The sequence below is a fragment of the Rosenbergiella gaditana genome (assembly GCF_018494065.1).
Lineage (GTDB): Bacteria > Pseudomonadota > Gammaproteobacteria > Enterobacterales > Enterobacteriaceae > Rosenbergiella > Rosenbergiella gaditana.
On record NZ_JABBFR010000013.1, the window covers coordinates 39,484 to 61,873 of the forward strand.

The window sequence follows — 22,390 nt, forward strand, 5'->3', positions numbered from 1 at the left end:
CTTAACGGTCTAGGGCCTAGAGATATCTTTTTTATATCGCTCACGGCATAATGAGGGCCCACTCTCTCAATACGTAATTTATGAGAAAACAACGTATTACCTTAAATGATATCGCTGTGTTAGCGGGTGTGACCAAAATGACGGTTAGCCGTTTTCTACGTACCCCCGAGAAAGTGAAAGCCGATACGGCCAAACGGATTGCCAGTGTTATTGAAGAGGTGGGTTTTAAACCCGATACTGATAACCCTCAGATCACTAGCCAATCGATCCCACGGATTGGCGTACTTATCCCCTCGTTTAATAATCAAATATTTAGCGAACTACTGGCCGGAATTGAGGCAGTGACTGAAGCTTATGGTTATCAAACGCTGGTCGTCACCTACGACTACTCTCTTCAAAAAGAAGAAGAGCAAATTGCGGCGTTGCTCGCCTTTAATATTAAGGCGTTAATTCTCACGGATACCGCCCACAGCCTAAGAGCAGAAAAATATCTCCAGGCGGCAAAAATCCCGGTGGCAGAAGTGATGGGGATGGCAGCACATCCTGATCGAATTAACGTCGGCTTTGATAATCTTCGCGCCGGCTATGAAGCGACCCAAGCCTTGATTAAGGCGGGACGCCAGCATATCGCCTACTTCGGTTCAATGGCTGATTTACGCGATCAACAACGGTTTCAGGGCTATTGCAACGCGCTTGACGCCACGGGGTTATCCACCATACACGTTAGCCCTAAGAAACTATCCTCCATCGAAACGGGCGCGATGATGATGCAAGAGGCGCTACACAGCGTTCCCGATCTTGATGCCATCTTCTGTACCAACGATGATTTAGCCATAGGTGTCTTACGCGCTTGCCAAGCCGCCGGTATCGATATTCCAGAGCGTATTGCTATTGTTGGCTTTCATGGTTTGGAGATAGGGCAGATTACTACCCCCCGTCTTACCAGTATCACAACCCCGCGCTACGAAGTCGGTAAGCAGGCAACCGAGTTATTGCTGCAGCGCATTCAAGGACTCAATACCGCTAGCCAAGTGATTCTTGAGACTCATTTTCTTGTGGGAGACACTTTTTCGCTTACCTGATTGCTATGTAAAACCCCAGTCGGATCACGTTATCCGTAACATCATTTCTTAACACCATTCAGCGTGATACAACTCGCAAAAACATTTGTAAAAACATTGTTTCATAGTCGTCACAAAATATCCGTCCTTTTGCCGAAAATAATGACTATGCTTATAAACTTAGACTGCAAAAGAAGACGATAATGGATAATTTTTCATGGAAGATAAGCGAAGATTTATTTCAGGAATCTATTTTCTGAAGGGAGGAGTACTATGAGTCATAACGTTCCAAGGACCCGTTGGTATCGGATAATTGTGCCCATTCTGATTGCTTGTATCATCTCATTTATGGATCGGGTAAACATCAGTTTTGCCTTACCGGGGGGGATGGATCAAGAGTTAGGGATCACCAGCCAAATGGCTGGGGTGGTGAGCGGAATTTTTTTTATTGGCTACCTCTTCCTACAAATTCCAGGTGGGCGTATTGCCGTCCACGGTAGTGGTAAGAAATTTATTGCAGCCTCGTTAACCGCTTGGGCAGTTATCTCTATCGCTACTGGCTTTGTCACGCACGAATATCAACTCCTCTTTTTACGTTTCTTACTCGGTATTGCCGAGGGTGGGATGCTGCCAGTAGTGTTAACTATGGTCAGCAACTGGTTTCCCGAAAAAGAGCTTGGTCGTGCTAATGCTGTGGTTATGATGTTTGCCCCGTTAGGCGGTATTTTTACCGCTCCGGTCTCCGGTGCAATCATTTCTGCCTTAGATTGGCGCTGGCTGTTCTTTATTGAAGGGATTCTATCCGCTATCGTTATGCTGCTATGGTGGGCGCTGATAAGTGATCGTCCGGAAGAAGCGCATTGGTTACCTGATTCTGAACGTGAATACTTACTAACCCAATTAAAAGCAGAATGTGAAGCACGTGAAGCAAAAGTCGAAGTCAGTAAGGCGCCATTAAGAGATGTTTTTAAGAACCGTGGTTTAGTCATCCTAATTTTTCTGAACTTCTTTTACCAAACTGGCGACTATGGTTACACCCTATGGCTACCTGCCATTCTTAAGAATCTGACGGGTGGCAACATGGCCGATGTCGGCGGCTTGGCGATTCTTCCCTTTGTCGCAATGGCAGCGGGTATCTATGTGATTTCGCTATTTAGTGACCGGTCAGGAAAGCGTCGCTTATGGGTCTGCGTGTCACTGCTCTGCTTTGCTGCCTCATTGGTCGCCTCGGTCGTATTGCGTCATCATGTGGTCGCCGCTTACATCGCCTTGGTCGTGTGTGGATTCTTCCTGAAAGCCGCCACCAGTCCATTTTGGAGTATTCCAGGACGAATCGCCTCGGCAGAGGCCGCGGGTGCTGCACGGGGTGTAATTAATGGCTTAGGTAATTTAGGGGGGTTCTGTGGCCCCTACTTAGTGGGCGTAATGATTAACTTCTACGGGCATAATGTCGCCATCTATGCGCTATCAGTTTCACTCCTTATTGCGGCAATCTTATCGATAACGCTACCTAAACAGTGTGATATACAGCCTGACGAAGAGGCGGTCACCCCTTCGGGAAAGGGGATCGCCGCGTCTAATCGTTAAGTGTTTTGCGGTAAGGGTTGCTTACCGCAGTTCAACCGATAGCGACTCCCTGCTATCGGTTCTTTTTAACGAATAATGTGTGATAAGCGGCCAATCTGACTAATTTCCACAGCAACATCATCACCGGGGAACATAAACAGTTGTGGGGTCCGAGATTTACCGACCCCTCCTGGCGACCCGGTAATAATGACATCACCGGGTGACAGTGGTGTGAAGTGCGTAACGTAGGCAATAATTGCCGCGACACTGTGCACCATATTCTGAGTGGAATCTTTTTGAACTTGTACGCCGTTTAAAAACGTTTTTAATTCAAGCTGCTGAGGGTCAGGGATCTCATCATGAGTCGTCATCCATGGACCAAAGCCACCGGTTGATGGCCAATTTTTCCCGGCAGTAAACCAGGTAAACTGCATGTCACGCACCGTGGCATCCATAAAGCAGCTATATCCCGCAACATAATCTAGTGCTTCGGCTTCGGTCACTTGGTGAGCCGGCTTGCCGATCACTACCGCAAGCTCGCCTTCGTAGTCAAACTGCTCGCTACTGACTGGCTTTTGGATGGGCTGGAGATGCGCGGTGAGGCTGTCAGCAAAACGAATAAATAACGTTGGCGCGGGGTTAGTTTCACCAAACTCAATACGCTTTTCTGAATAGTTCATCCCTACACACAAAATTTTATTTGGGGTCTTAATCACCGGTAGAAAACTGATCTCATGAAACGCATAATCGGCTGAACGCGTAGAAAATGGCTGCAAGGCTACAAGGCCATCATTTTCCAGTAGGTGTTTCAAATCGCGATAGTCGAGCAGTTTTCCTGCATCAATCACACCTTGTTCACAGACCAGGCCAAAGGTTTCATGGCCACTACTATTAATAATAAAGCTACATACCTGCATAAAATTCGGCTTTCGTTGATGTCTATTAGAAAATCGTCATATCCCTGCAAGCGAACTCTCTGAGTGGTTGAGCATTGCGGTGGTGACGCCGTGAACGGCTGATTCTATCAGCCCGACGATCACGCAGCTAATCTTTTCACCACACTTTTACCAAGAATCACCTCTTTTTTGACGCGACTTAACGAATTTCAAGACGTTCTGCCGTGTGAGGTGCCGGATAATAACGCGTAAGTTGTGCACAATCTTGCTCACTGCTCTCAAGTGGTAAGGCAAGCGCATTATCTTCGACATGATCGATATTGCCGGAATCGGGTATCGCTAAGATCTTACCTTGCCCTTTCTTCACTTCCATTAGACCTCAACCATTTTTTGAAGAACACATCAGTCATTCTTTACAGTAACCTTTCTTCACGATCTTCATTAAGCACCTTACTTTGCTGTAAACAGGGTGCGAAAAATAGCTTTCCACTCCATGCACCTCGTACTGTTTGAGCCATGACCAGCGTCCATATTCCGCTTAACAAAATAAGAAGCACTATCGCAAGGGTTGAGAAAAATGAGAGGGTGGTCAGCTGTGCAAGTTTGAAGGTTGCTAAGGTAAATACGCCTAAGGGGAAGGTATAGCCCCACCAACCTAAATTAAAGGGAATTCCTTGTCTTGAATAGTGGCAGGTGATACTGAGCGCTAAAAGTAACCACCACGCACCAAACCCCCATAATAAGATCCCCATTGCCCAACCAAATCCTGACACAACATGGCTGAAAGACCCAAAGATCGGATTGCTCGCGAGTAGCATGCTCTGCTGGCTCAATAAAAACATCCCCAATGATCCCGTCCCTATCGGCCCTAACGCTAGCCATGTGGTAGCAGATAAGGCAACAGGAGGAAGCTTATGCAGGGCCATGCGCAGAAGTAAAATGGCGAGCATGGATAAGGCGACCGGCACAGAAAATGCCCATAAAATCATACTAATAATAACCATCGCCTGTTGCTGTGTGGAGTCGATCAAATGTGGCGCAACAATCCAGCCACTGGCGGCGGCCACTTCTGCCGCGACTATCGGCAATAACCATAAGCCTGTCATCGAGGAGAGTTGATGGGATTGTCGCGTAAACATAAAGAAAGGGAGTCCAATGCCACACCCTATGGCGAGGAATGCATCGATTTTCCATAGTTGATGGGCAATGTCGACCGCCACGCTCCCAAAGAGAGGTACACCGAAGCTAATAAAGCCGTTGATAATCGTCGCCAACCCCATCGGCAACGTCCCGAGAAACATCGACATTTGGGGATGCTGGAAAATCTTAGAAGCTTCCTGCGGATAGAGGATCCAGCGGCCACTATAAAGCGAAGTAAACAATGTAAAGAGACCAATATTTATCGCCCAGAGAGTACGCGCTAGAGCGAACAGAGTTCCTCCCGGCGTAGCAACTTGCGCCAGAACTAAGGCAAGCACACCGGTTCCCATGGTTACCGCAAACCAATTGGGCGTAAAAAAACGCACGACCTCGGTGAGCGAGGCCAAGGAATGAAAAGGTTTATTCATTTTTTTTATTGTTAGCGACATAAGCTCCTCCTGTGGTGAGGAACTATAAACGACCCTATTAAATTTAAAAAACGGGTAAATATTGTAGTACCTACCGGATAAAGTGGTAGGAAAGATTATGCTCCTAGTTAATAACGGGCTCTTTTTGAAAAAAGGATGAATCTCTATTCCTTTGAAAGTGCCAGCGTTTTTGCCAACTCCAACCAAGCTATTGCTGCGGGGGGTAGTTGCGTTCCAGCACGCCAAGCTAATGCTATACGCCAGTCAGTATGTGGCTCGTTAAGAGGCACTAATGAAATACCTGGATGTTTATGCTTATTCGCAAGCATTCGCGGTAAAAATGCGACGCCCAATCCTGCTGTCACGAGGTCGACGATAAAATCAATTTGTCCACTCCGAGCCGTTATCCGAGGACTGATCTTTCTCCGTTCACAAGCCGCCAATATCAGTTGGTTTAGCGTAAAGCCCTCCTCAAACAAAATAAATGGCTCTGCTTGTAAATCCCTAAAATCAAGCAGGTGACATTGTGATAACGGGTGGTCCGCCTGTAAGACGACGACAAGTGGTTCATTACGCACATCTTGGTATGCCACGGCATCGTCTTTCGACACCAACAATGCGGCGATGTCTATCGCTCCGGCCTCTAAGAACTCACGTAATCTATTACCGCCATGTTCTATCAGCTCTATATCCACTTGCGGGTAGCGACTTCTATACTCTGTAAACATCTTGGCAAATAAATCGCCACATCCGACTGGCGGTAAGCCAATTCGAAGTGTACCGCCCTTGAGATCCCGTAACGCCTCAATTTCTGCGAGAAGGTGGTTTTTCTCCGTAAGTATGACGAGTGCGCGTCGATAGGTGATTTCCCCCGCGGCCGTTAACTCCGTTTTATGGCCAATACGGTATAGAAGAGGAACACCCAGTTCAACTTCAAGTGCTTTTACTGCTTTACTTACCGATGATTGAGTCAATGAAACAACTTCGGCGGCTTGGGTAAAACCGCCTTGACGGACAACTTCGACAAATGCTCGCAACGTTCTAAGGTTCATCACTATTCTACTTTTGACTTATTTTGAGTTGAAAAAGTTGTTTTTATCATGACTAAAAATACCTTACTTTACCTTATACGCAAGTCGCCCCTTGATTGGCTGAATATCTACAAACATAGGAACGATGACTATGATTATTTCCTCGGCATCAGATTACCGGGAAGCGGCGAGACGAAAGCTACCCCGATTCTTATTCGATTATATCGATGGCGGAGCCTATACAGAACATACCCTGCGCTCGAACTGCTCAGACCTCGCCACGATTAGCTTACGTCAACGCATCCTGCGTAATGTTGAACATCTCAGCCTTAAGACAACGCTCTTTGGGCAGCAGCACGAACTCCCTATTATTTTAAGCCCTGTCGGGTTAACGGGCATGTATGCTCGCCGTGGAGAGGTCCAAGCGGCAAACGCCGCAGCAGCGAAAGGGATCCCTTTTTGTTTATCAACCGTCTCGGTATGCTCGATTGAGGAGGTCGCCTCCCAAAGCTCACAACCGCTCTGGTTTCAACTGTACGTGCTGAAAGATCGTGGATTTATGCGCAACGCGCTAGAACGGGCGCAAGCCGTGGGGATTACTACGCTTGTTTTCACCGTCGATATGCCAACACCGGGCGCTCGCTATCGTGATGCTCACTCGGGAATGTCAGGCCCCTTTGCAGCATCGCGACGGATCTTGCAAGCCTGTACGCGACCTGACTGGGCATTGAACGTTGGCCTACTGGGTCGCCCACATGATTTGGGTAATATCTCAAAATACTTAGGTAAAGCCACTACATTGGAAGATTACGTTGGATGGCTGGGGCATAATTTCGATCCATCGATCAGTTGGAAAGACCTAGAGTGGATTCGAGAGTTCTGGAAAGGCCCCATGATTATTAAAGGAATACTTGATCCAGAAGATGCTAAAGACGCAGTCAATTTCGGGGCTGATGGGATAGTCGTCTCAAACCATGGCGGTCGCCAACTGGACGGTGTCTTATCCACTGCGAAAGCATTACCTACCATTGCCGACAAAATTGGCGATGATCTGACCGTACTGGTCGATTCAGGCATTCGTTCCGGACTGGACGTGGTGCGTATGCTGGCATTAGGCGCCAAAGCTTGCCTAATAGGACGCTCAACGGCCTATGCACTGGCAGCGGATGGTCAACGTGGCGTTGAAAATTTATTGGAAATATTCTCCAAGGAGATGCGTGTTGCAATGACCCTCACCGGCGTCACGTCAATTAACCAAATCGATCGCAGCGCCTTGGTGTTACCCGAGTAAGTGACTCATATCATGAGTACAGTGAAGATAACTAACAGGTACCTTAGCTGACAAGCCTGTGCTAACTGATTGTTATCTTCTATACCCTGACAACGTCTATCGCTGAGTGAGGGCGAAAAACTGCGTCAGATAAGTTTTTACCACAGGTTCTGGCTGATTTTATCGACCTGCAGCATTACCTAACGCCTGTGCGCAAGCCCACGCCGAGCTCCACGCCCATTGGAAGTTATATCCCCCCAACCAGCCCGTGACATCCACCACTTCACCAATAAAGTAAAGGCCGGGTACATCGCGAGCCTCAAAGGTTTGAGACGAGAGATGTTGCGTGTCGACTCCGCCTAAGGTGACCTCCGCGGTACGATAGCCTTCTGTGCCATTTGGATAAATATCCCAACCCGTAAGGTGTTCGACGAGCTGTTGCTGTTGGCGCGAATTGAGCTGCTTAAGCGTCACTTCAGGTACGAGAGAGAGTTCGACTAAACTATCCACCAGACGTTTAGGTAAGATACGGGCTAAGCTGTTTTTTAATGAGAGATTCGGATGCTCGCTGCGCTGTGCTTCAATAAAGTGATTAACGTCAGTATCAGGAACAAGATTGATAGTGACCGCTTGCCCCGGGCGCCAATAACTGGAAATTTGCAGTACCGCAGGGCCAGAAAGCCCGCGATGGGTGAATAGCATCGATTCTTTAAAGCGCGTTCCGTCAGCGGCATCAACCGTAATGGGAACGGCGACGCCAGAAATCTGTTGTAGCGTATCGAGTATCGGCTTATGTAAGGTAAAAGGCACTAACGCTGCACTGACCGGTTTTACCGATAAGCCAAATTGTTCAGCAACCTTATAACCAAAAGGTGTTGCGCCTAGGCCCGGCATCGAAAGCCCCCCTGAAGCAACGACAAGTTTGCGAGTACTTACATTTACACCATTAAGCTTTAATAGGTATTCACCCGACTCACTTCTCTGCAGGTCGAGAATTTCACTGCGTAGACGTATCGTGACCTTGCCTAACTCGCACTCAGCCATCAACAGATCCACAATCTGCTGAGCCGAATCATCGCAAAATAATTGGCCTAAAGTTTTTTCATGCCAATTGATATTGTATTTGCCTACAAGATCAATGAAATCCCACTGTGTGTAGCGAGCAAGTGCTGACTTACAAAAATGAGGATTAGCAGAGATATAGGCTGCGGGCTCAATGTATAAGTTAGTAAAGTTGCAGCGTCCGCCACCGGACATCAATATTTTTCGTCCGACTTTCTTGCCGTTATCCACCACCAGAACTTTCAGCCCTTGTTGGCCCGCTTGCGCGGCACAGAATAACCCTGCAGCCCCTGCACCAATCACCACTACATCAAATTTTTCCACACAACCCCCTCTAAAAGGCCAGATTGTAGTGACCTGACAGGCTGCTGGCTAGTTAGAAAAAAAAAAGTTAAACAATAATTAAATAACTTACTCTTTTTTATAAGAAAATTGATGTGTCTATTAGGGTAAATGGAAGGGTAAGGTAAAAAATTGTGATATTTTACTTTCCTGCAAGGACCTAACTCGCCGATAATGCCTCGGGTATGTCCCTTAAAATGGCGTAACATTATGTTTCATCTGTTTACCGGTCTTGATTTAAGTACCAGTCTATTCTTAGTTCTGGCACTTCTGTTTGTTCTGTTTTACGAAGCAATCAACGGCTTCCATGACACGGCGAATGCGGTTGCTACCGTTATTTATACCCGTGCTATGCGTGCACAACTCGCCGTAATGATGGCTGGTTTATTCAATTTCCTTGGCGTATTACTCGGCGGGTTAAGTGTTGCCTATGCAATAGTGCATATACTGCCTACCGATCTTCTGCTGAATGTTGGCTCTTCTCATGGGCTGGCAATGATATTCTCGATATTGCTCGCGGCAATTATTTGGAATTTAGGGACTTGGTATTTTGGTTTGCCTGCATCAAGCTCGCATACGTTAATCGGTGCCATTATTGGTATTGCTGTGACGAATGCCTTGGTCACAGGGGGCTCGTTAGTCGAAGCGCTTAACCTACCGAAAGTAATCAATATTTTCCTCTCATTGGTTCTATCGCCGATTGTCGGGATGGTGATTGCTGGCTTCCTTATCTTCTTACTTCGTAAGTATTGGAGTGGGACTAAGAAACGTCGTCGTAATCATATGACACCTGCTGAACGTGAGAAAAAAGATGGTAAAAAGAAACCGCCTTTTTGGACACGTATCGCGTTAATCGTTTCAGCGATTGGCGTGAGCTACTCGCATGGTGCGAACGATGGTCAGAAAGGTATTGGTCTTGTCATGCTTGTACTGATCGGCGTTGCGCCGGCCGGATTTGTGGTGAATATGAATGCCTCAGGGTATGACATCACGAGAACCCGCGATGCCGTCAATCACCTTGAGCAATATTATCAACAACATAATCCGCAAGTATCAACACTGATTGCGCCACCTGCTGCCGATAAGGTAGCGATTGATCGAAACGAACCTTTCCACTGTAGCAGTGAGAATGGGTTGGCCACCGTCAACCATGCGCAAGATTTGCTGAATAACCTGTCAAGCTATGATCAATTGAGTGTAGAAAACCGCTCTCAAGTTCGTCGCTTGTTGTTATGCATGTCGGATACCGCCGATAAGATTGCTAAGTTACCGGAGACCTCTTCCGACGATAAGCGTTTCCTAGGTAATCTGAAAAGTGACCTTAACGGAACAATAGAGTATGCACCGATTTGGATTATCTTAGCGGTGGCTCTCGCATTATCCTTAGGAACTATGGTCGGTTGGCGTCGTGTTGCCACCACTATTGGCGAAAAAATTGGTAAAAATGGAATGACTTACGCACAAGGTATGTCAGCCCAGATTACTGCTGCCGTGTCGATAGGCTTAGCGAGTTATACCGGGATGCCCGTTTCCACAACGCATATTCTTTCGTCTTCGGTCGCAGGAACCATGATTGTTGATGGCGGCGGCGTACAGTCGAAAACCATTCGCAGTATCGCGTTGGCTTGGGTTTTGACCTTACCGGTCTCCATCCTACTCTCGGGTGCGCTGTACTGGATAGCCTTGCAACTGCTCTAAGCATACTAAGACACAGGTCATTGATCTGTGTCTTACTTTTCCCTCAGATTCACCGCTCACCTTGCCAAGTCAGACTATACTTCTCTTAAGTTTATTCCATCGTTTCACCATGACAGTCCCTGCGCTTAACGCTATGATTGGGACTTCACAGAAACATCAATAAGAGCGAACCGCTGTGTCGTGACTATTGCGCCAATAAGGAGTTTATCATGTCATATCATCATGTTTTGGTGGCCGTCGATCTCTCACCAGAAAGCGAAGAATTAGTCCAGAAAGCGGTTTCTTTAGCGAAACCTTACAATGCCAAAGTCTCACTTATTCATGTGGATGTTAATTACTCCGATCTCTACACCGGGCTGATAGACGTTAACTTAGGCGATATGCAAAAACGTATCTCACAAGAGACTTCGCAAGCGTTGACTACTTTAGCCAACCAAGCAGGCTACCCTTTTAGTGAGATTCTGAGTGGAACAGGCGAATTAGCTCAGGTGTTGATCGACGCTATCAATAAGTACAATATAGACTTAGTTATTTGTGGCCATCATCAAGATTTCTGGAGCAAATTGATGTCTTCAGCGCGACAACTGATTAACAATGTTCACGTAGATATGTTGATTGTGCCGTTTCGTGACGAAGAATAGCCAATGAACGTCTCCCGGCCGTGCCTGTACCGGCACTGATCGGGAGCGCTTTTTAAGGTGTTTCTGGATTAAGAGAGGGATAAATATCAAAGCGATGGCTTTTAGTCACCACAGCTGAACTTGTCTCTACTCCGTCCAGTGCGGGCGCATAGTCGGGGCGCTTTACCACAATTCGCCGTTTAGCTAAGACTCTGGCTGGAGCGAGTAATGCATCCGCATCCTCATCTGGCCCAACCAGCGATTGAAATATTCTCATCTCTTTTTTGACCAATGCACTTTTCTGACGATGGGGATACATCGGGTCGAGGTAGACGACATCAGGACGCGGAGTCAAAGTGTTAAGCTGTTGCACACTCGGGCCATAAATGAGGGTTAACCGCTGCCGTAACCACTCACCGATTTCAGGGTCTTGATACCCCCGCCGTAAACCATCCTCCAGCAGTGCCGCCACAACTGGGTGTCTTTCTATCATTCGCACTCGGCATCCAAGTGATGCCAACACAAAGGCATCTCTTCCTAGACCCGCGGTCGCGTCGACAACATCAGGAAGATAACCTCCCTTAATACCAACGGCTTTCGCTACCGCCTCACCGCGGCCTCCGCCAAATTTACGGCGGTGTGCCATTGCACCGGAGACAAAGTCGACGAAAACGCCACCGAGCTTAGGCTCATCACGTTTACGCAGTTCTAATTGCTCATCGGTTAACACGAGAGCCAATGGCGCATTCTCATCGTGGACTAAATGCCAGCGTTCGGCGATCTCAGTTAAGGCACCCGATTGGGTGCCTGTTTCGTCAAGTAAGTAAATATTCACTTACTAGCCTTCGATACCGTATTGCTTGAGCATTGCATCGATTTGAGGCTCACGCCCACGGAAACGCTTAAACAGTGCCATTGGCGCTTCAGAGCCACCACGACTTAACACATTATCTAAGAATGACTGTCCAGTTTCGCGGTTAAAGATCCCTTCTTCTTCAAAGCGCGACCAAGCATCTGCTGCTAAAACATCTGCCCATAGGTAGCTGTAATAGCCCGCTGCATAGCCTCCGGCAAAAATATGGCTGAAAGCATGTGGGAAGCGTCCCCACGTCGGTGAAGGCATCACAGCCACTTTTTTCTTCACGTCTTGCAGAATGTCCAGTACGCGCGCCCCTTTCTCCGGCTGATATTCAGCATGCAGACGGAAGTCGAAAAGCCCGAATTCAAGCTGGCGTAAAATAAACATCGCTGCATTGTAATTTTTTGCTGCCAGCATTTTTTCCAGTAAAGCTTGAGGGAGCGGCTCGCCCGTTTCATAGTGGCCGGAGATAAAGGCTAACGCCTCAGGCTCCCAGCACCAGTTTTCCATAAATTGGCTAGGCAGTTCGACGGCATCCCAAGGAACCCCGTTGATACCGGAGACACCTGCGGTATCGATTTGCGTCAGCATATGGTGAAGCCCGTGACCAAACTCATGGAACAGGGTAACCACTTCATCATGAGTAAAGAGTGCTGGCTTATCGCCTATTGGACGGTTGAAGTTACATGTGAGGTAAGCAACCGGTTTTTGTAACGAGCCATCCGCTTTCTTCATGCGTCCGACACAGTCGTCCATCCAAGCGCCACCACGTTTGTGTTCACGCGCGTAAAGATCTAGATAGAAGCTCCCCACTAGCTGGTTGTCACCATCGAAGAGGTCAAAGAAACGTACCTCAGGGTGCCACACATCAACATCGTGCCGCTCTGCTGCACGCAGCCCATATACTCGGCGGATGACTTCGAATAAACCACTTAGCGCACGTTGCTCAGGGAAATAAGGACGTAACTGCTCGTCGCTAATCGTGTAGAGATGCTGTTTTTGTTTTTCGGCATACCACGTGACGTCCCAAGGTTGCAAATCGCTAACCCCGTAGTGTTGCTGAGCAAATTCACGTAATTGAGCGAGCTCTCGCTGACCTTGCGGCTGAGCACGATCAGCAAGGTCGTTTAAGAAACCAATCACTTGATCCGTTGACTCTGCCATTTTGGTGGCTAACGACTTCTCTGCGAAGGAACTAAAACCTAGTAACTGCGCGATTTCATGACGCAGTGCCAACTCTTCTTCGATTAATGGGCCATTATCCCATTTCCCGGCATTTGGCCCTTGGTCTGATGCCCGGGTACTGTAGGCACGATACATCTCTTCGCGTAATGCTTGGTTATCACAATAGGTCATTACTGGTAGATAGCTTGGAATATCTAGGGTCAGTAACCACCCTTGCTGCTGTTTCGCCTCGGCTTGTGCTTTCGCGGCGGCAAGAGCGCTTTCTGGCATACCGGCCAGCTCACTTTCATCAGTGATCAGCTTACTCCAACCCATGGTCGCATCTAGAACGTTATTACTGTAAGCAGCGCCAATCTCTGACAGGCGCGCAGAGATTTCCCCATAGCGTTTTTGTTTATCGCTCGGTAATCCAATTCCGGAGAGTTCAAAGTCACGCAGTGCGTTGTCCACCGCTTTTTGTTCAGCTAACGCTAATGCTGCAAACTCAGCGCTATCCTTTAAGCTACGGTACGCCTGGTAAAGACCGGCATGCTGCCCTACCCAGGTTCCATACTCAGATAAAAGAGGTAATACCCCTTCATAAGCTTCACGCAGCTCAGGACTATTTTTTACAGAATTAAGATGGCTGACAGGGGAAAAAATTCGTCCCAAGCGATCATCCGCTTCTGCCAAGGGCTGACAAAGATTGTGCCACGTATAGGGGCCGGGTTGGGCGACCACTCGTTCAACCGTTGCACGGCACTCGTCTAGCGCCGCCGTAACCGCTGGCACAACATGCTCGGGTTTTATCGCAGAGAAAGGTGGCAAGCTGAAAGGGGTGAGTAGTGGGTTTGTCATAGCACCATCCTATAAAAGTTTGAGTTAAACGCTGGGCGTATTCATAAGATATGGGGACGAATAGAAAAATATCAATCATCCCCTGCTTATCTTGCGTAATGCTACTGCCACAGTGTGCAATTTGTTATACTCACTCTTCATAGACAGCTGCGCCTGTCTCGTTTTTTATACGTGTTTTGTTATAAAGGAAATCACATGCTGAGCTATCGCCACAGCTTCCACGCGGGTAACCATGCCGACGTTTTAAAGCACACCGTGCAAAGCCTTATTATCTCGGCGTTAAAGGAGAAGGATAAGCCCTTTCTCTATCTGGATACTCATGCAGGAGCAGGCCGTTATCTTCTTAACAGCGAACACGCTGAGCGGACAGGCGAGTATGTGGAAGGTATTGCACGTATCTGGCAGCAAAGTCATACGCCTGCCGAACTCGCGCCCTATCTTCAAGCGGTACGTGATTTAAATCCTTCTGGTCAACTTAAGTACTATCCTGGATCACCGTTGATTGCTCGCCATTTATTACGTGAGCAAGACCAGTTACAACTGACGGAGTTGCACCCTAGCGACTATCCGCTACTACGAGGTGAGTTCCAAAAAGATCTTCGTGCAATCGTTGCGCGGGGCGACGGTTATCAGCAACTGAAAGCGAAGCTGCCTCCACCCTCTCGTCGCGGTCTGATCCTTATCGATCCCCCTTACGAGATCAAAACTGATTATCAGGCTGTAGTGCAGGGGATCGCCGAGGGTTATAAACGCTTCTCAACCGGTGTGTATGCACTGTGGTATCCGGTGGTATTACGCCAGCAAATCAAACGCATGATCGCCGATCTTAAAGACACCGGTATCCGCCGTATTCTGCAAATCGAACTCGCCGTCAAGCCAGATAGTGACCAACGAGGGATGACTGCCTCAGGCATGATTGTTATCAATCCACCTTGGAAGTTAGAACAACAAATGAAATCAGTTCTCCCTTGGTTGCATGAACAATTAGTTCCACAAGGTATAGGCCATACTCTAGTGGAGTGGATTGTTCCTGAGTAATGGATTCTGAGCGCTATTACGCTTAGCGCTCATTAAAATCCTTACGTGCAGGCTACCGCGCAACGCTAGAGATTTACGATCATAAAGTCGTAGGCTAAATCGGTATTTGTAAATTCCGCTCGGCATTCTGCCAAGAGTCGTGGCATGTCCTGTTGACGATAACGTGAACTGAAATGCGTAGCGATCAACTTCCCCACTTTTGCTTGATGAGCAATGGATGCCGCTTGTGCCGTCGTGGAGTGACCCCGACCATTCGCCTTTTCCGCCATCGCGGCTTCTAAGGTGGCTTCATGCACAAGAATGTCTGCATGTTCAGCCAACAATATGGCGTTATCACAGGGTGCGGTATCGCCGAGAATGGTCACAACCTTCCCTTTTTTGCTCGGTCCAAGGTAGCGTTCAGCGATGATCTCACGCCCATCCGGCAAGCGAATATTTTTCCCTTTTTTTAACTGCTGTAACCATGCGCCAGCCGGGATATTGTCCGCCTTTAATAACAGCTCATCTATTTTTCCTGGTCGATCTCGTTGCTCAATTCGGTAGCCAAAACAGAGGATAACATGATTCAAAGGTTGGGCGATTACACGGAATTCATTATTTTCTTCAATGATTCCTGGCTCCACTTCGATAATCTCAAGCGGAAAATCCACCCACGACCCACTGATACTGAGCGCCGTGTCGATAAAAGTCTTTAGCCCTTTTGGACCATAAATAGTAAGAGGCGTAACAATGCTGCTCATCGAACGGCTGGTCAATATACCGGGGAGACCAAAGATGTAATCACCATGAAGATGCGTAATAAAAATTTTTTCTAAACGCCCCGGTTTTAACTCGGTTCGCATAAACTGATGCTGCGTCGCCTCACCGCAATCGAATAGCCATGTCTCCCCCTTTGGAGAGAAGGTGAGTGCTATACTAGTAACATTACGTTGTAAACTGGGTGCGCCCGCACAGGTACCAAGAAAAGTTAAATACATCGCTGCATCCCATTAGATTTTATTTCATGATCTAAGCCTATCACAGCTATAGAAGCAAACTTTGCATAGTTTTTCTGCCACAGGTTACACTGTACTTAGACATTTATTCATTTATCGACCTCAACTAAGATGGAAGGAACGATGACAAAACATTATGATTATCTCGCTATTGGTGGCGGGAGTGGTGGTATTGCCTCAATCAATCGAGCAGCCATGCACGGTAAGAAATGCGCGTTAGTTGAAGCAAAAGCGTTAGGCGGAACCTGTGTTAACGTAGGCTGTGTGCCTAAAAAAGTGATGTGGCATGCTGCTCAGATTGCAGAAGCTATCCACATGTACGGCCCGGATTACGGTTTTGATACCACAGTGAATAAATTTGATTGGAACACCCTAATCAAAAATCGCTCTGCCTACATCGATCGTATTCATCACTCCTACGACAATGTGTTGGGAAAAAATAATGTCGACGTTATCCGAGGTTTTGCGACCTTTGTCGATGCCCACACGGTAGAAGTCAATGGTGAAACCTATACTGCTGACCATATTTTAATTGCGACCGGCGGTCATCCGATCCTTCCTGCCATCCCGGGTGCTGAATACGGCATTGATTCCGATGGCTTTTTCGAGTTGGATGAACTCCCGTCTCGTGTTGCAGTGATCGGTGCAGGCTATATCGCAGTAGAAGTGGCGGGTGTTTTAAATTCACTGGGCGCGGAAACCGATCTTTTCTTGCGTAAAGACAAACCCTTGCGGGGGTTCGATCCCCTACTTTCCGACACCCTCGTTGAGGTGATGGAAAAAGAGGGACCTCACCTGCACAAACAGTGTGAAGCTGAGCGTATCGAGAAAAACAGTGATGGTAGTTTAACCATTCATTTCACCAATGGTACAAAACACAACACTGATTGCTTAATTTGGGCAATTGGCCGTGCGCCTTCAACCGATCGCATTAATCTTTCCGTTACGGGTGTCGCGCTTAACGATAAAGGCTATATCAACGTCGATAAGTTCCAAAATACCTCTGTTCCAGGCATTTATGCTGTTGGAGATAATACGGGCGCCATTGAACTGACTCCAGTAGCTGTGGCAGCGGGTCGCCGCCTCTCTGAGCGTTTGTTTAATAATAAGCCTGATGAGCATTTAGACTACTCAAATATCGCGACCGTCGTGTTTAGCCACCCGCCGATTGGTACTGTCGGGCTAAGCGAACCGGAAGCACGCGAAAAATTCGGTGACGAACAGGTGAAGGTTTACACCTCTTCATTTACGGCGATGTACACTGCGGTGACACAATATCGCCAACCTTGCCGCATGAAGTTAGTCTGTGTCGGTAAAGAAGAGAAAATCGTCGGTATCCACGGTATCGGTTACGGTATGGATGAGATGCTGCAAGGCTTTGCCGTGGCATTGAAGATGGGCGCAACTAAGCGTGACTTCGATAATACCGTGGCGATTCACCCGACCTCTGCAGAAGAGTTTGTGACGATGCGGGGTTAGTGTAGGAAAACCATCACACACATGTTTAAACCTAGAAAATAATCAACCACTGTCCATTATGTTTATATGGGCAGTGAAATTTCTCAGGATAATATATGACATACCTTGTGCCCACCAACGATGTTTTCAAAAAGACTGAGCAATAAAAATTAGATGATTTAACATTTCATTGCCAGCAGCTAATGACAATATTGGTTATCTGCCAATACTCTTTGTAGTGGATCAGTCACTCAGGACACCGAAATAGCCTGTTTCCGTTCGAGATGGCAAGGATCACGCAGCTCTTCGCCCGCATGATAATAGAACATGCTGTGTGCTAGCTTTGCTGCATGAAGTAGCCATTTCAGAGGGTGGTCATTCCTTAATTCATCGACTATTTGGGCTTTCTTTTTTGCCCAGATGTTTACTGCTGACAAATTAAGGCCTTTAACTTTTTTAGATAGGCATTTTCTGCTCTTAACTGTTCCACTTCTTCTCTCTCATCTGGCGTAAGTCCAGATGTTTGATTCTGAGGCTTACGACGAACTGGCAGTTTGGGCATATTTTTTCTTTCTGGCTTTTGATAATTAAGACCTTATAGGCCATGTTCATCATAGCGTCGAATCTAGGTAGAAACAGTATTTATTGATTTGATAGTGAACACAGCGGTTTGTCGTGTAGATAAAAAACTGCACGAACAAGCCGAAGCGCTGTATCAAAAGCTGAACGGACGACTTTCGGAAGAGGAAACAGTAAACGGGAACGGATTTTAATCCGGTGCCGTAAGGTGTGGGCTGGGTGTCGGGGCGCAGCCCTGAACCAGTCACGTAGCGCTAACTCATCACTTGAATCCAACCCTGAAAGGCACAACTTATCGCCCTTGGCGGTAGCCACTAGTAACTGGGGTGTACAAGAAGGATATTTACAGAAGTCTTGAAGTTATGGCCTGACTGCGGCTACGCTGGAAGAACAGTTTTGGTAATTGCGGTCTTGTACTCCCAGTTACCTCGGTTCAGAAGAGTTGCCGCTCAACTGATCCATCGAAAGGCCACCTTAGCAAGTGGCTTTTTCGTTTACATGCCAAGAGATTACGCCCGAAGAAAAAGGCTCTCAGGAAGATCATTCATCATAAGCCAAGGGTTCATTATATGAACTACGATATAAATCGACAAAAATTTCATTTGAAGACAAAAATTTAGCAATTGAAATAACGTCATTTGTCTTATGGCTTCGCCAACATTCGGCTTCAACATCACACGTTTTCTGCAGTTCATACCCTTCCGTTTTTAAGTAATTCTGAATTTTAATACTGTCCCTAGCCCCCTGAAAGTGAACTGAAAAAACATATGCCTGAGGACCACTAATATTGCTATAACTGAATTCGTAGTTATCAGATATACGTGGCATTTTCTTAATTAATTCAGGTGTGTAGTAATCGTATTCCCGCTTGTCTCTTTCGGTATAATTAGCACTGCTGGCAAATCCCATCTTCAGATATGGCCAGCCCAATGTCAGCGCAACACCAACAAACAGTAATACAACAGAAAATACGGTTGTAAATTTTCTCACAGCCCCATCCTGCCATTCCCTTTACCCAGAATAACGAAGGTTTTGTTATGTCTTGGAAGTATCACATTACCCGACAAAAAATCGTTATAGGGAACAATGGTTCTCATGAATGGGGGAAGTATCCCGTTGTATGGCCGGGCGTGTGGATTTTTAGCCGGATCAGGAAATAACAGCGGCTGGAACGTCTCATTCTTCCAGCTACCAATTTTCCCATAGTGATCCCAGCGCTTTAGCGCCTCTTCTTTGCTGACAGGCCGCAGCATACTGAACGGATTCTGAACTGACACGACGCGGTAAAATCCCAGCAAATCTGACACCAAGTCCTCACCGCTGAATCCACTATCAGTAACCAGATTGTTGGGAAAATTCCCCTGAAAAGCTTCAAACTTGCGTGCCATATGCATCATCATCGCCAGCGCAATACTCTTCTGCTCCCAGTAAGGTCTTCCTCGACGAATTCGCCAAATCATGACTTTCCCTGTTCGTACCTGCCCTAACAATCCTGACATCCCCTGCGAATACCGGAGGTCATAAAATTCCTTCGTTGAAGACTCACCCTGTGTAATCTGAGATAAGAGATTTCGAATATCCGTCCCCTGTGCATGTCCCAGATCTACCCATCCCAGTACTTCTGTATAAACTAAACCCTTAGGTCTAGAAGGCGCATATATTCCATCAATAATTTCTGATCGCTTACTCATCCTGAGTATCCTTTCCGTGTATTTGTTATTTCCTTACTCAATTTACCATAACACCTGTTGCTCGAACTTATGGGTCATACGACGAAAGTTTTCTAGCCATAACAGAGTGAAAAGTAAAATAGGGATGTCCTCTTTTATGCAAAAATCTGCATAAATTACTAGTAATAATAGGTTTTTTAGTAATTTATTATAAATTTCACTATGTAAAGGAAACAGTATGCTTAAAAATCAGTATCGCGGTTCAAACTCTTCTGTTTTTTCCGCGTCTGTCGGATCCTGCGGGATTAATAAACCTGATAAAGTGATCTTGACCCACCATCTCCGGGCTGTAGTGGTCAAGTAAATTTGGTCACTGTTTTACAGTAAAAATGGTATCTGTTCTCTTACTCTTCCGGCGTCAGTCCACCATTGATCGGTAAGATCAGCCATTAGTTAAAGGATTTACAGAAGTATTCTAGATTCTACGTGTTTCAGTAATGCATGACGATGCGCTAAGTCGCTTGATAAGAAAAAACCACCTAAGTGAAGTGAACCCCATTTGTTGGACACTTTATTATGCGGTATTACGCCGAGCTTCCTTGCTCAGCGCCAGCGCTTGTTATTCCCCTTGGGGATCGCTTTCACCTAAGAAAAAATACCAGAGCGGAATCGACATCAAGCCAGTGAATACACTGGTATAGATAATAATCATCATCCCTTGCATCATATACATGCCACCCGACCATTCGGTAAAAGGGATATGATATTCATCAATCACACCACCGATGATTGCCCGCGTCATCACTGTACAGGTTATTAACCAGATAACGATGACACCTCGGATAAAATTACGCTTCTTCTTACGCTGCTCAGTCGCGTTATATGATGACGCGTCTGTCGGTGAATGTTGCATGGTTAACGCCCTCTTCCAGCGAAATATATCGATCAAAATAAAGAGTACAAGGCTCACCCCAAGAACAGGTAAGGCATAACTTAGCAGCGCAGCGAAGACGATAACGATACTGCGCGTAGCAATCTGACAGTTTCTCCAAGCTTCGCTTAACGTCTGCGCCGGCGAGTGGTCGGCTGGATGAGGCCGACGCCGCCACCATTGTCTGTAGCCCATAATAATCATGGTACAGAGCCCTAGCGCAAACAGGGCCAGTATCAACTGGTTCAGCCAGCCGAATAATAGCCCCATATGTGCATCGACGCCCCAGCGGGTTAATTTTGCCAGAAGCGGATAGTCGTGAAACTCGACGTGATCAATAACAGCGAGGGTTTTAGGATCCATTGCGACGGCATCTACCTGCACTGGCCAGCGATGGTTAATTTCAGTCACTGTCCAAGTATGATGGCTATCCTTGGGCGGACGGATTTCAATTTTAGCGGCCTGTATTCCACTTTGTCTGGCTTCTGAGAGTACGCGATCCCATTCATTATCCGCCACGAAATAAGTAGGTTGAGGTATCGACGAGGGCTGACTCATATCCATTCCTGGCATGCTGCCCATATCCAGCGCTTGATGCTCTGCGTGCGCATTCATTAATGCTGGTCCCGGTGGCACGCCCACGACTGCGGTGACTTGCGGCGTTAACCACCCGAAGGCATGCCGCAGCTGATTGACGTTGTCGCCTGCCCACTGTGACCACGTTATCCCCGTGGCGGAAAGAAACAGCATACCCAATAGTAATACCACGCCAAAACGACGATGCCAGCGCTGGCTAAAAGGGATTTTACCCGTACTTAGCTTCTGCTGTTGACGAGAGGCAGCCCAGAGGATTAATCCCCCTAAAGCGGCAATCCACATCCATGAGGCGGCAAGTTCACTGTATGCTCGTCCGACATTCCCTAGTAGCAGGCTTTGATGGAGATGATCCAATGTGGTTCTAAACGGTAATATTCCCGATGTCCCATAGACGGTGTAATCACCAGTCACCGTAAGGCGATAAGGATCAATAAAGATAGCCCGGGTTTCCGAAGGGCCTAGTCCCACCTGGGTGAATTGAACACGAGTGGTATCCGTAGCGCTCGGCGCAGGACGCACCGCGGCAAGCGTGGCAGGTTGATGAATCGCACGCTTCGCCGCTTCTACTTGTTCGGAAAGAGGCTTAGCCGTGCCATGCGGAACCACCTTAAGCGTCGAGGCATATAACCAGCCCTCCACACTGGGGGTGATGACATAGAGCATACCGGTCAGGGATGCGATAAAAATAAACGGCCCAATAAATAAGCCAATATAAAAATGTAAACGACGTAGCAATAGCATAAATGCATTATTGCTGTTCGACGTCGCTTTTACAGAGTGAGTCATAGCGATCTCGCTGGTCAAAAAGGAAGTCAACGCACTTCATTAAGTGCAACATTGATTAACTGATGACCTGCGGTGGACCTCTCGACAGCTGTGGTGGATAACAGGGGGTTAAGATAATCGTCCGATAAGGTAATAGTGGAGGCGTACGAGATAAAGCGGTGATGAGCCAAAGAATTGCTGCAGCAATCCACACAAAAAAAGGAAAGTGAACGAGTAATTCGCAGTAACCACAAAGCATGCCCGATGCGGGGAACTGAGTCTGGTCACTTTTTTTGGCTGACATATTATGTGCCATCATCGTTTCTGACATCTCCCCCCCCCCATTGAGTCAGTGCAGGTTT

20 protein-coding genes are annotated in these 22,390 nt (G+C 47.1%); 7 read left to right on the plus strand and 13 right to left on the minus strand.

Translation table 11 applies throughout. The annotated features are described in order from the left end of the window. Window positions 1-80 precede the first annotated feature (80 nt). Together HH682_RS10505 and HH682_RS10510 are read left to right on the plus strand one after the other, a co-directional pair. Window positions 81-1,082 carry a LacI family DNA-binding transcriptional regulator gene (locus HH682_RS10505; RefSeq protein ID WP_214237508.1) on the plus strand — a complete coding sequence of 334 codons (1,002 nt, stop codon included), beginning with the start codon at window positions 81-83 and terminating at the stop codon, window positions 1,080-1,082. Window positions 1,083-1,334: 252 nt separating this feature from the next. Then, window positions 1,335-2,648 (plus strand): MFS transporter, encoded by a 1,314-nt coding sequence (locus HH682_RS10510; RefSeq protein ID WP_214237509.1) that lies wholly within the window; start codon window positions 1,335-1,337, stop codon window positions 2,646-2,648. 65 nt (window positions 2,649-2,713) lie between these two features. On the opposite strand, the gene HH682_RS10515 is transcribed toward HH682_RS10510, so the two are convergent. From HH682_RS10515 to HH682_RS10530, 4 genes are all read right to left on the minus strand, one after another. Beyond that, entirely contained in the window at window positions 2,714-3,544 is an 831-nt protein-coding gene (locus HH682_RS10515; RefSeq protein WP_214237510.1) for a fumarylacetoacetate hydrolase family protein, read from the minus strand. 178 nt (window positions 3,545-3,722) lie between these two features. Continuing rightward, window positions 3,723-3,896 (minus strand): hypothetical protein, encoded by a 174-nt coding sequence (locus tag HH682_RS10520; RefSeq protein WP_214237511.1) that lies wholly within the window; start codon window positions 3,894-3,896, stop codon window positions 3,723-3,725. Between the two features lie 40 nt (window positions 3,897-3,936). After that, window positions 3,937-5,112 carry a TDT family transporter gene (locus tag HH682_RS10525; protein ID WP_214237512.1) on the minus strand — a complete coding sequence of 392 codons (1,176 nt, stop codon included), beginning with the start codon at window positions 5,110-5,112 and terminating at the stop codon, window positions 3,937-3,939. Window positions 5,113-5,255: 143 nt separating this feature from the next. Continuing rightward, a complete protein-coding gene (locus HH682_RS10530; protein WP_214237513.1) occupies window positions 5,256-6,143 on the minus strand; it encodes a LysR family transcriptional regulator in 888 nt (295 codons plus the stop codon). 130 nt (window positions 6,144-6,273) lie between these two features. On the opposite strand from HH682_RS10530, the gene lldD reads away from it, so the two are divergent. Next, window positions 6,274-7,413 carry an FMN-dependent L-lactate dehydrogenase LldD gene (gene lldD, locus HH682_RS10535; protein WP_214237561.1) on the plus strand — a complete coding sequence of 380 codons (1,140 nt, stop codon included), beginning with the start codon at window positions 6,274-6,276 and terminating at the stop codon, window positions 7,411-7,413. 159 nt (window positions 7,414-7,572) lie between these two features. On the opposite strand, the gene HH682_RS10540 is transcribed toward lldD, so the two are convergent. Then, a complete protein-coding gene (locus HH682_RS10540; protein WP_214237514.1) occupies window positions 7,573-8,778 on the minus strand; it encodes a BaiN/RdsA family NAD(P)/FAD-dependent oxidoreductase in 1,206 nt (401 codons plus the stop codon). Window positions 8,779-9,006: 228 nt separating this feature from the next. On the opposite strand from HH682_RS10540, the gene pitA reads away from it, so the two are divergent. Beyond that, entirely contained in the window at window positions 9,007-10,494 is a 1,488-nt protein-coding gene (gene pitA / locus HH682_RS10545; protein WP_214237515.1) for an inorganic phosphate transporter PitA, read from the plus strand. A 209-nt stretch (window positions 10,495-10,703) separates the two neighbouring features. Beyond that, window positions 10,704-11,135 carry a universal stress protein UspA gene (gene uspA, locus HH682_RS10550; RefSeq protein WP_214237516.1) on the plus strand — a complete coding sequence of 144 codons (432 nt, stop codon included), beginning with the start codon at window positions 10,704-10,706 and terminating at the stop codon, window positions 11,133-11,135. A gap of 52 nt (window positions 11,136-11,187) precedes the next feature. Here the strand turns inward: uspA and rsmJ are convergent, their stop codons facing one another. Beyond that, window positions 11,188-11,949, minus strand: coding sequence for a 16S rRNA (guanine(1516)-N(2))-methyltransferase RsmJ (gene rsmJ, locus HH682_RS10555; RefSeq protein ID WP_214237517.1), 762 nt, complete (start codon window positions 11,947-11,949; stop codon window positions 11,188-11,190). Between the two features lie 3 nt (window positions 11,950-11,952). Continuing rightward, window positions 11,953-13,995, minus strand: coding sequence for an oligopeptidase A (gene prlC, locus HH682_RS10560; RefSeq protein WP_214237518.1), 2,043 nt, complete (start codon window positions 13,993-13,995; stop codon window positions 11,953-11,955). Window positions 13,996-14,190: 195 nt separating this feature from the next. Between prlC and HH682_RS10565 the strand changes: the two genes are divergently transcribed. Next, on the plus strand, window positions 14,191-15,033 hold the full coding sequence (locus HH682_RS10565; RefSeq protein WP_214237519.1) for a 23S rRNA (adenine(2030)-N(6))-methyltransferase RlmJ: 843 nt from the start codon (window positions 14,191-14,193) through the stop codon (window positions 15,031-15,033). A 65-nt stretch (window positions 15,034-15,098) separates the two neighbouring features. On the opposite strand, the gene rnz is transcribed toward HH682_RS10565, so the two are convergent. Continuing rightward, window positions 15,099-16,010: a ribonuclease Z gene (gene rnz, locus HH682_RS10570; protein WP_214237520.1), complete on the minus strand. Its 912-nt coding sequence runs from the start codon at window positions 16,008-16,010 to the stop codon at window positions 15,099-15,101. Between the two features lie 141 nt (window positions 16,011-16,151). Between rnz and gorA the strand changes: the two genes are divergently transcribed. Next, window positions 16,152-17,507, plus strand: a complete 1,356-nt coding sequence (gene gorA / locus HH682_RS10575) for a glutathione-disulfide reductase (protein WP_214237521.1) — start codon at window positions 16,152-16,154, stop codon at window positions 17,505-17,507. 230 nt (window positions 17,508-17,737) lie between these two features. Here gorA and HH682_RS10580 read toward each other — a convergent pair whose 3' ends face one another. From HH682_RS10580 to HH682_RS10600, 5 genes are all read right to left on the minus strand, one after another. Further along, a complete protein-coding gene (locus HH682_RS10580; protein WP_214237522.1) occupies window positions 17,738-17,923 on the minus strand; it encodes a hypothetical protein in 186 nt (61 codons plus the stop codon). Window positions 17,924-18,605: 682 nt separating this feature from the next. Beyond that, complete coding sequence (locus tag HH682_RS10585) at window positions 18,606-19,055, minus strand: hypothetical protein (protein ID WP_214237523.1); 450 nt, start codon at window positions 19,053-19,055, stop codon at window positions 18,606-18,608. After that, the gene (locus HH682_RS10590; protein ID WP_214237524.1) at window positions 19,052-19,756 is read right to left on the minus strand and encodes a hypothetical protein; all 705 of its coding nucleotides are present in this window, start codon (window positions 19,754-19,756) and stop codon (window positions 19,052-19,054) included. The genes HH682_RS10585 and HH682_RS10590 overlap by 4 nt, the downstream gene beginning before the upstream one ends. A gap of 598 nt (window positions 19,757-20,354) precedes the next feature. After that, complete coding sequence (locus HH682_RS10595; protein ID WP_214237525.1) at window positions 20,355-22,049, minus strand: DUF2534 family protein; 1,695 nt, start codon at window positions 22,047-22,049, stop codon at window positions 20,355-20,357. A 55-nt stretch (window positions 22,050-22,104) separates the two neighbouring features. Next, window positions 22,105-22,359 (minus strand): DUF2946 domain-containing protein, encoded by a 255-nt coding sequence (locus HH682_RS10600; RefSeq protein ID WP_214237526.1) that lies wholly within the window; start codon window positions 22,357-22,359, stop codon window positions 22,105-22,107. Between the last annotated feature and the right edge of the window lie 31 nt (window positions 22,360-22,390).

What these genes read in the sequence shown, in the direction of transcription:
- HH682_RS10505 (WP_214237508.1), top strand. Translation starts at nt 81, where the DNA reads ATGAGAAAACAACGTATTACCTTAAATGATATCGCTGTGTTAGCGGGT.
- HH682_RS10510 (WP_214237509.1), top strand. Translation starts at nt 1,335, where the DNA reads ATGAGTCATAACGTTCCAAGGACCCGTTGGTATCGGATAATTGTGCCC.
- HH682_RS10515 (WP_214237510.1), bottom strand. Translation starts at nt 3,544, where the DNA reads ATGCAGGTATGTAGCTTTATTATTAATAGTAGTGGCCATGAAACCTTT.
- HH682_RS10520 (WP_214237511.1), bottom strand. Translation starts at nt 3,896, where the DNA reads ATGGAAGTGAAGAAAGGGCAAGGTAAGATCTTAGCGATACCCGATTCC.
- HH682_RS10525 (WP_214237512.1), bottom strand. Translation starts at nt 5,112, where the DNA reads ATGTCGCTAACAATAAAAAAAATGAATAAACCTTTTCATTCCTTGGCC.
- HH682_RS10530 (WP_214237513.1), bottom strand. Translation starts at nt 6,143, where the DNA reads ATGAACCTTAGAACGTTGCGAGCATTTGTCGAAGTTGTCCGTCAAGGC.
- lldD (WP_214237561.1), top strand. Translation starts at nt 6,274, where the DNA reads ATGATTATTTCCTCGGCATCAGATTACCGGGAAGCGGCGAGACGAAAG.
- pitA (WP_214237515.1), top strand. Translation starts at nt 9,007, where the DNA reads ATGTTTCATCTGTTTACCGGTCTTGATTTAAGTACCAGTCTATTCTTA.
- uspA (WP_214237516.1), top strand. Translation starts at nt 10,704, where the DNA reads ATGTCATATCATCATGTTTTGGTGGCCGTCGATCTCTCACCAGAAAGC.
- prlC (WP_214237518.1), bottom strand. Translation starts at nt 13,995, where the DNA reads ATGACAAACCCACTACTCACCCCTTTCAGCTTGCCACCTTTCTCTGCG.
- HH682_RS10565 (WP_214237519.1), top strand. Translation starts at nt 14,191, where the DNA reads ATGCTGAGCTATCGCCACAGCTTCCACGCGGGTAACCATGCCGACGTT.
- rnz (WP_214237520.1), bottom strand. Translation starts at nt 16,010, where the DNA reads ATGTATTTAACTTTTCTTGGTACCTGTGCGGGCGCACCCAGTTTACAA.
- gorA (WP_214237521.1), top strand. Translation starts at nt 16,152, where the DNA reads ATGACAAAACATTATGATTATCTCGCTATTGGTGGCGGGAGTGGTGGT.
- HH682_RS10590 (WP_214237524.1), bottom strand. Translation starts at nt 19,756, where the DNA reads ATGAGTAAGCGATCAGAAATTATTGATGGAATATATGCGCCTTCTAGA.
- HH682_RS10595 (WP_214237525.1), bottom strand. Translation starts at nt 22,049, where the DNA reads ATGACTCACTCTGTAAAAGCGACGTCGAACAGCAATAATGCATTTATG.
- HH682_RS10600 (WP_214237526.1), bottom strand. Translation starts at nt 22,359, where the DNA reads ATGTCAGAAACGATGATGGCACATAATATGTCAGCCAAAAAAAGTGAC.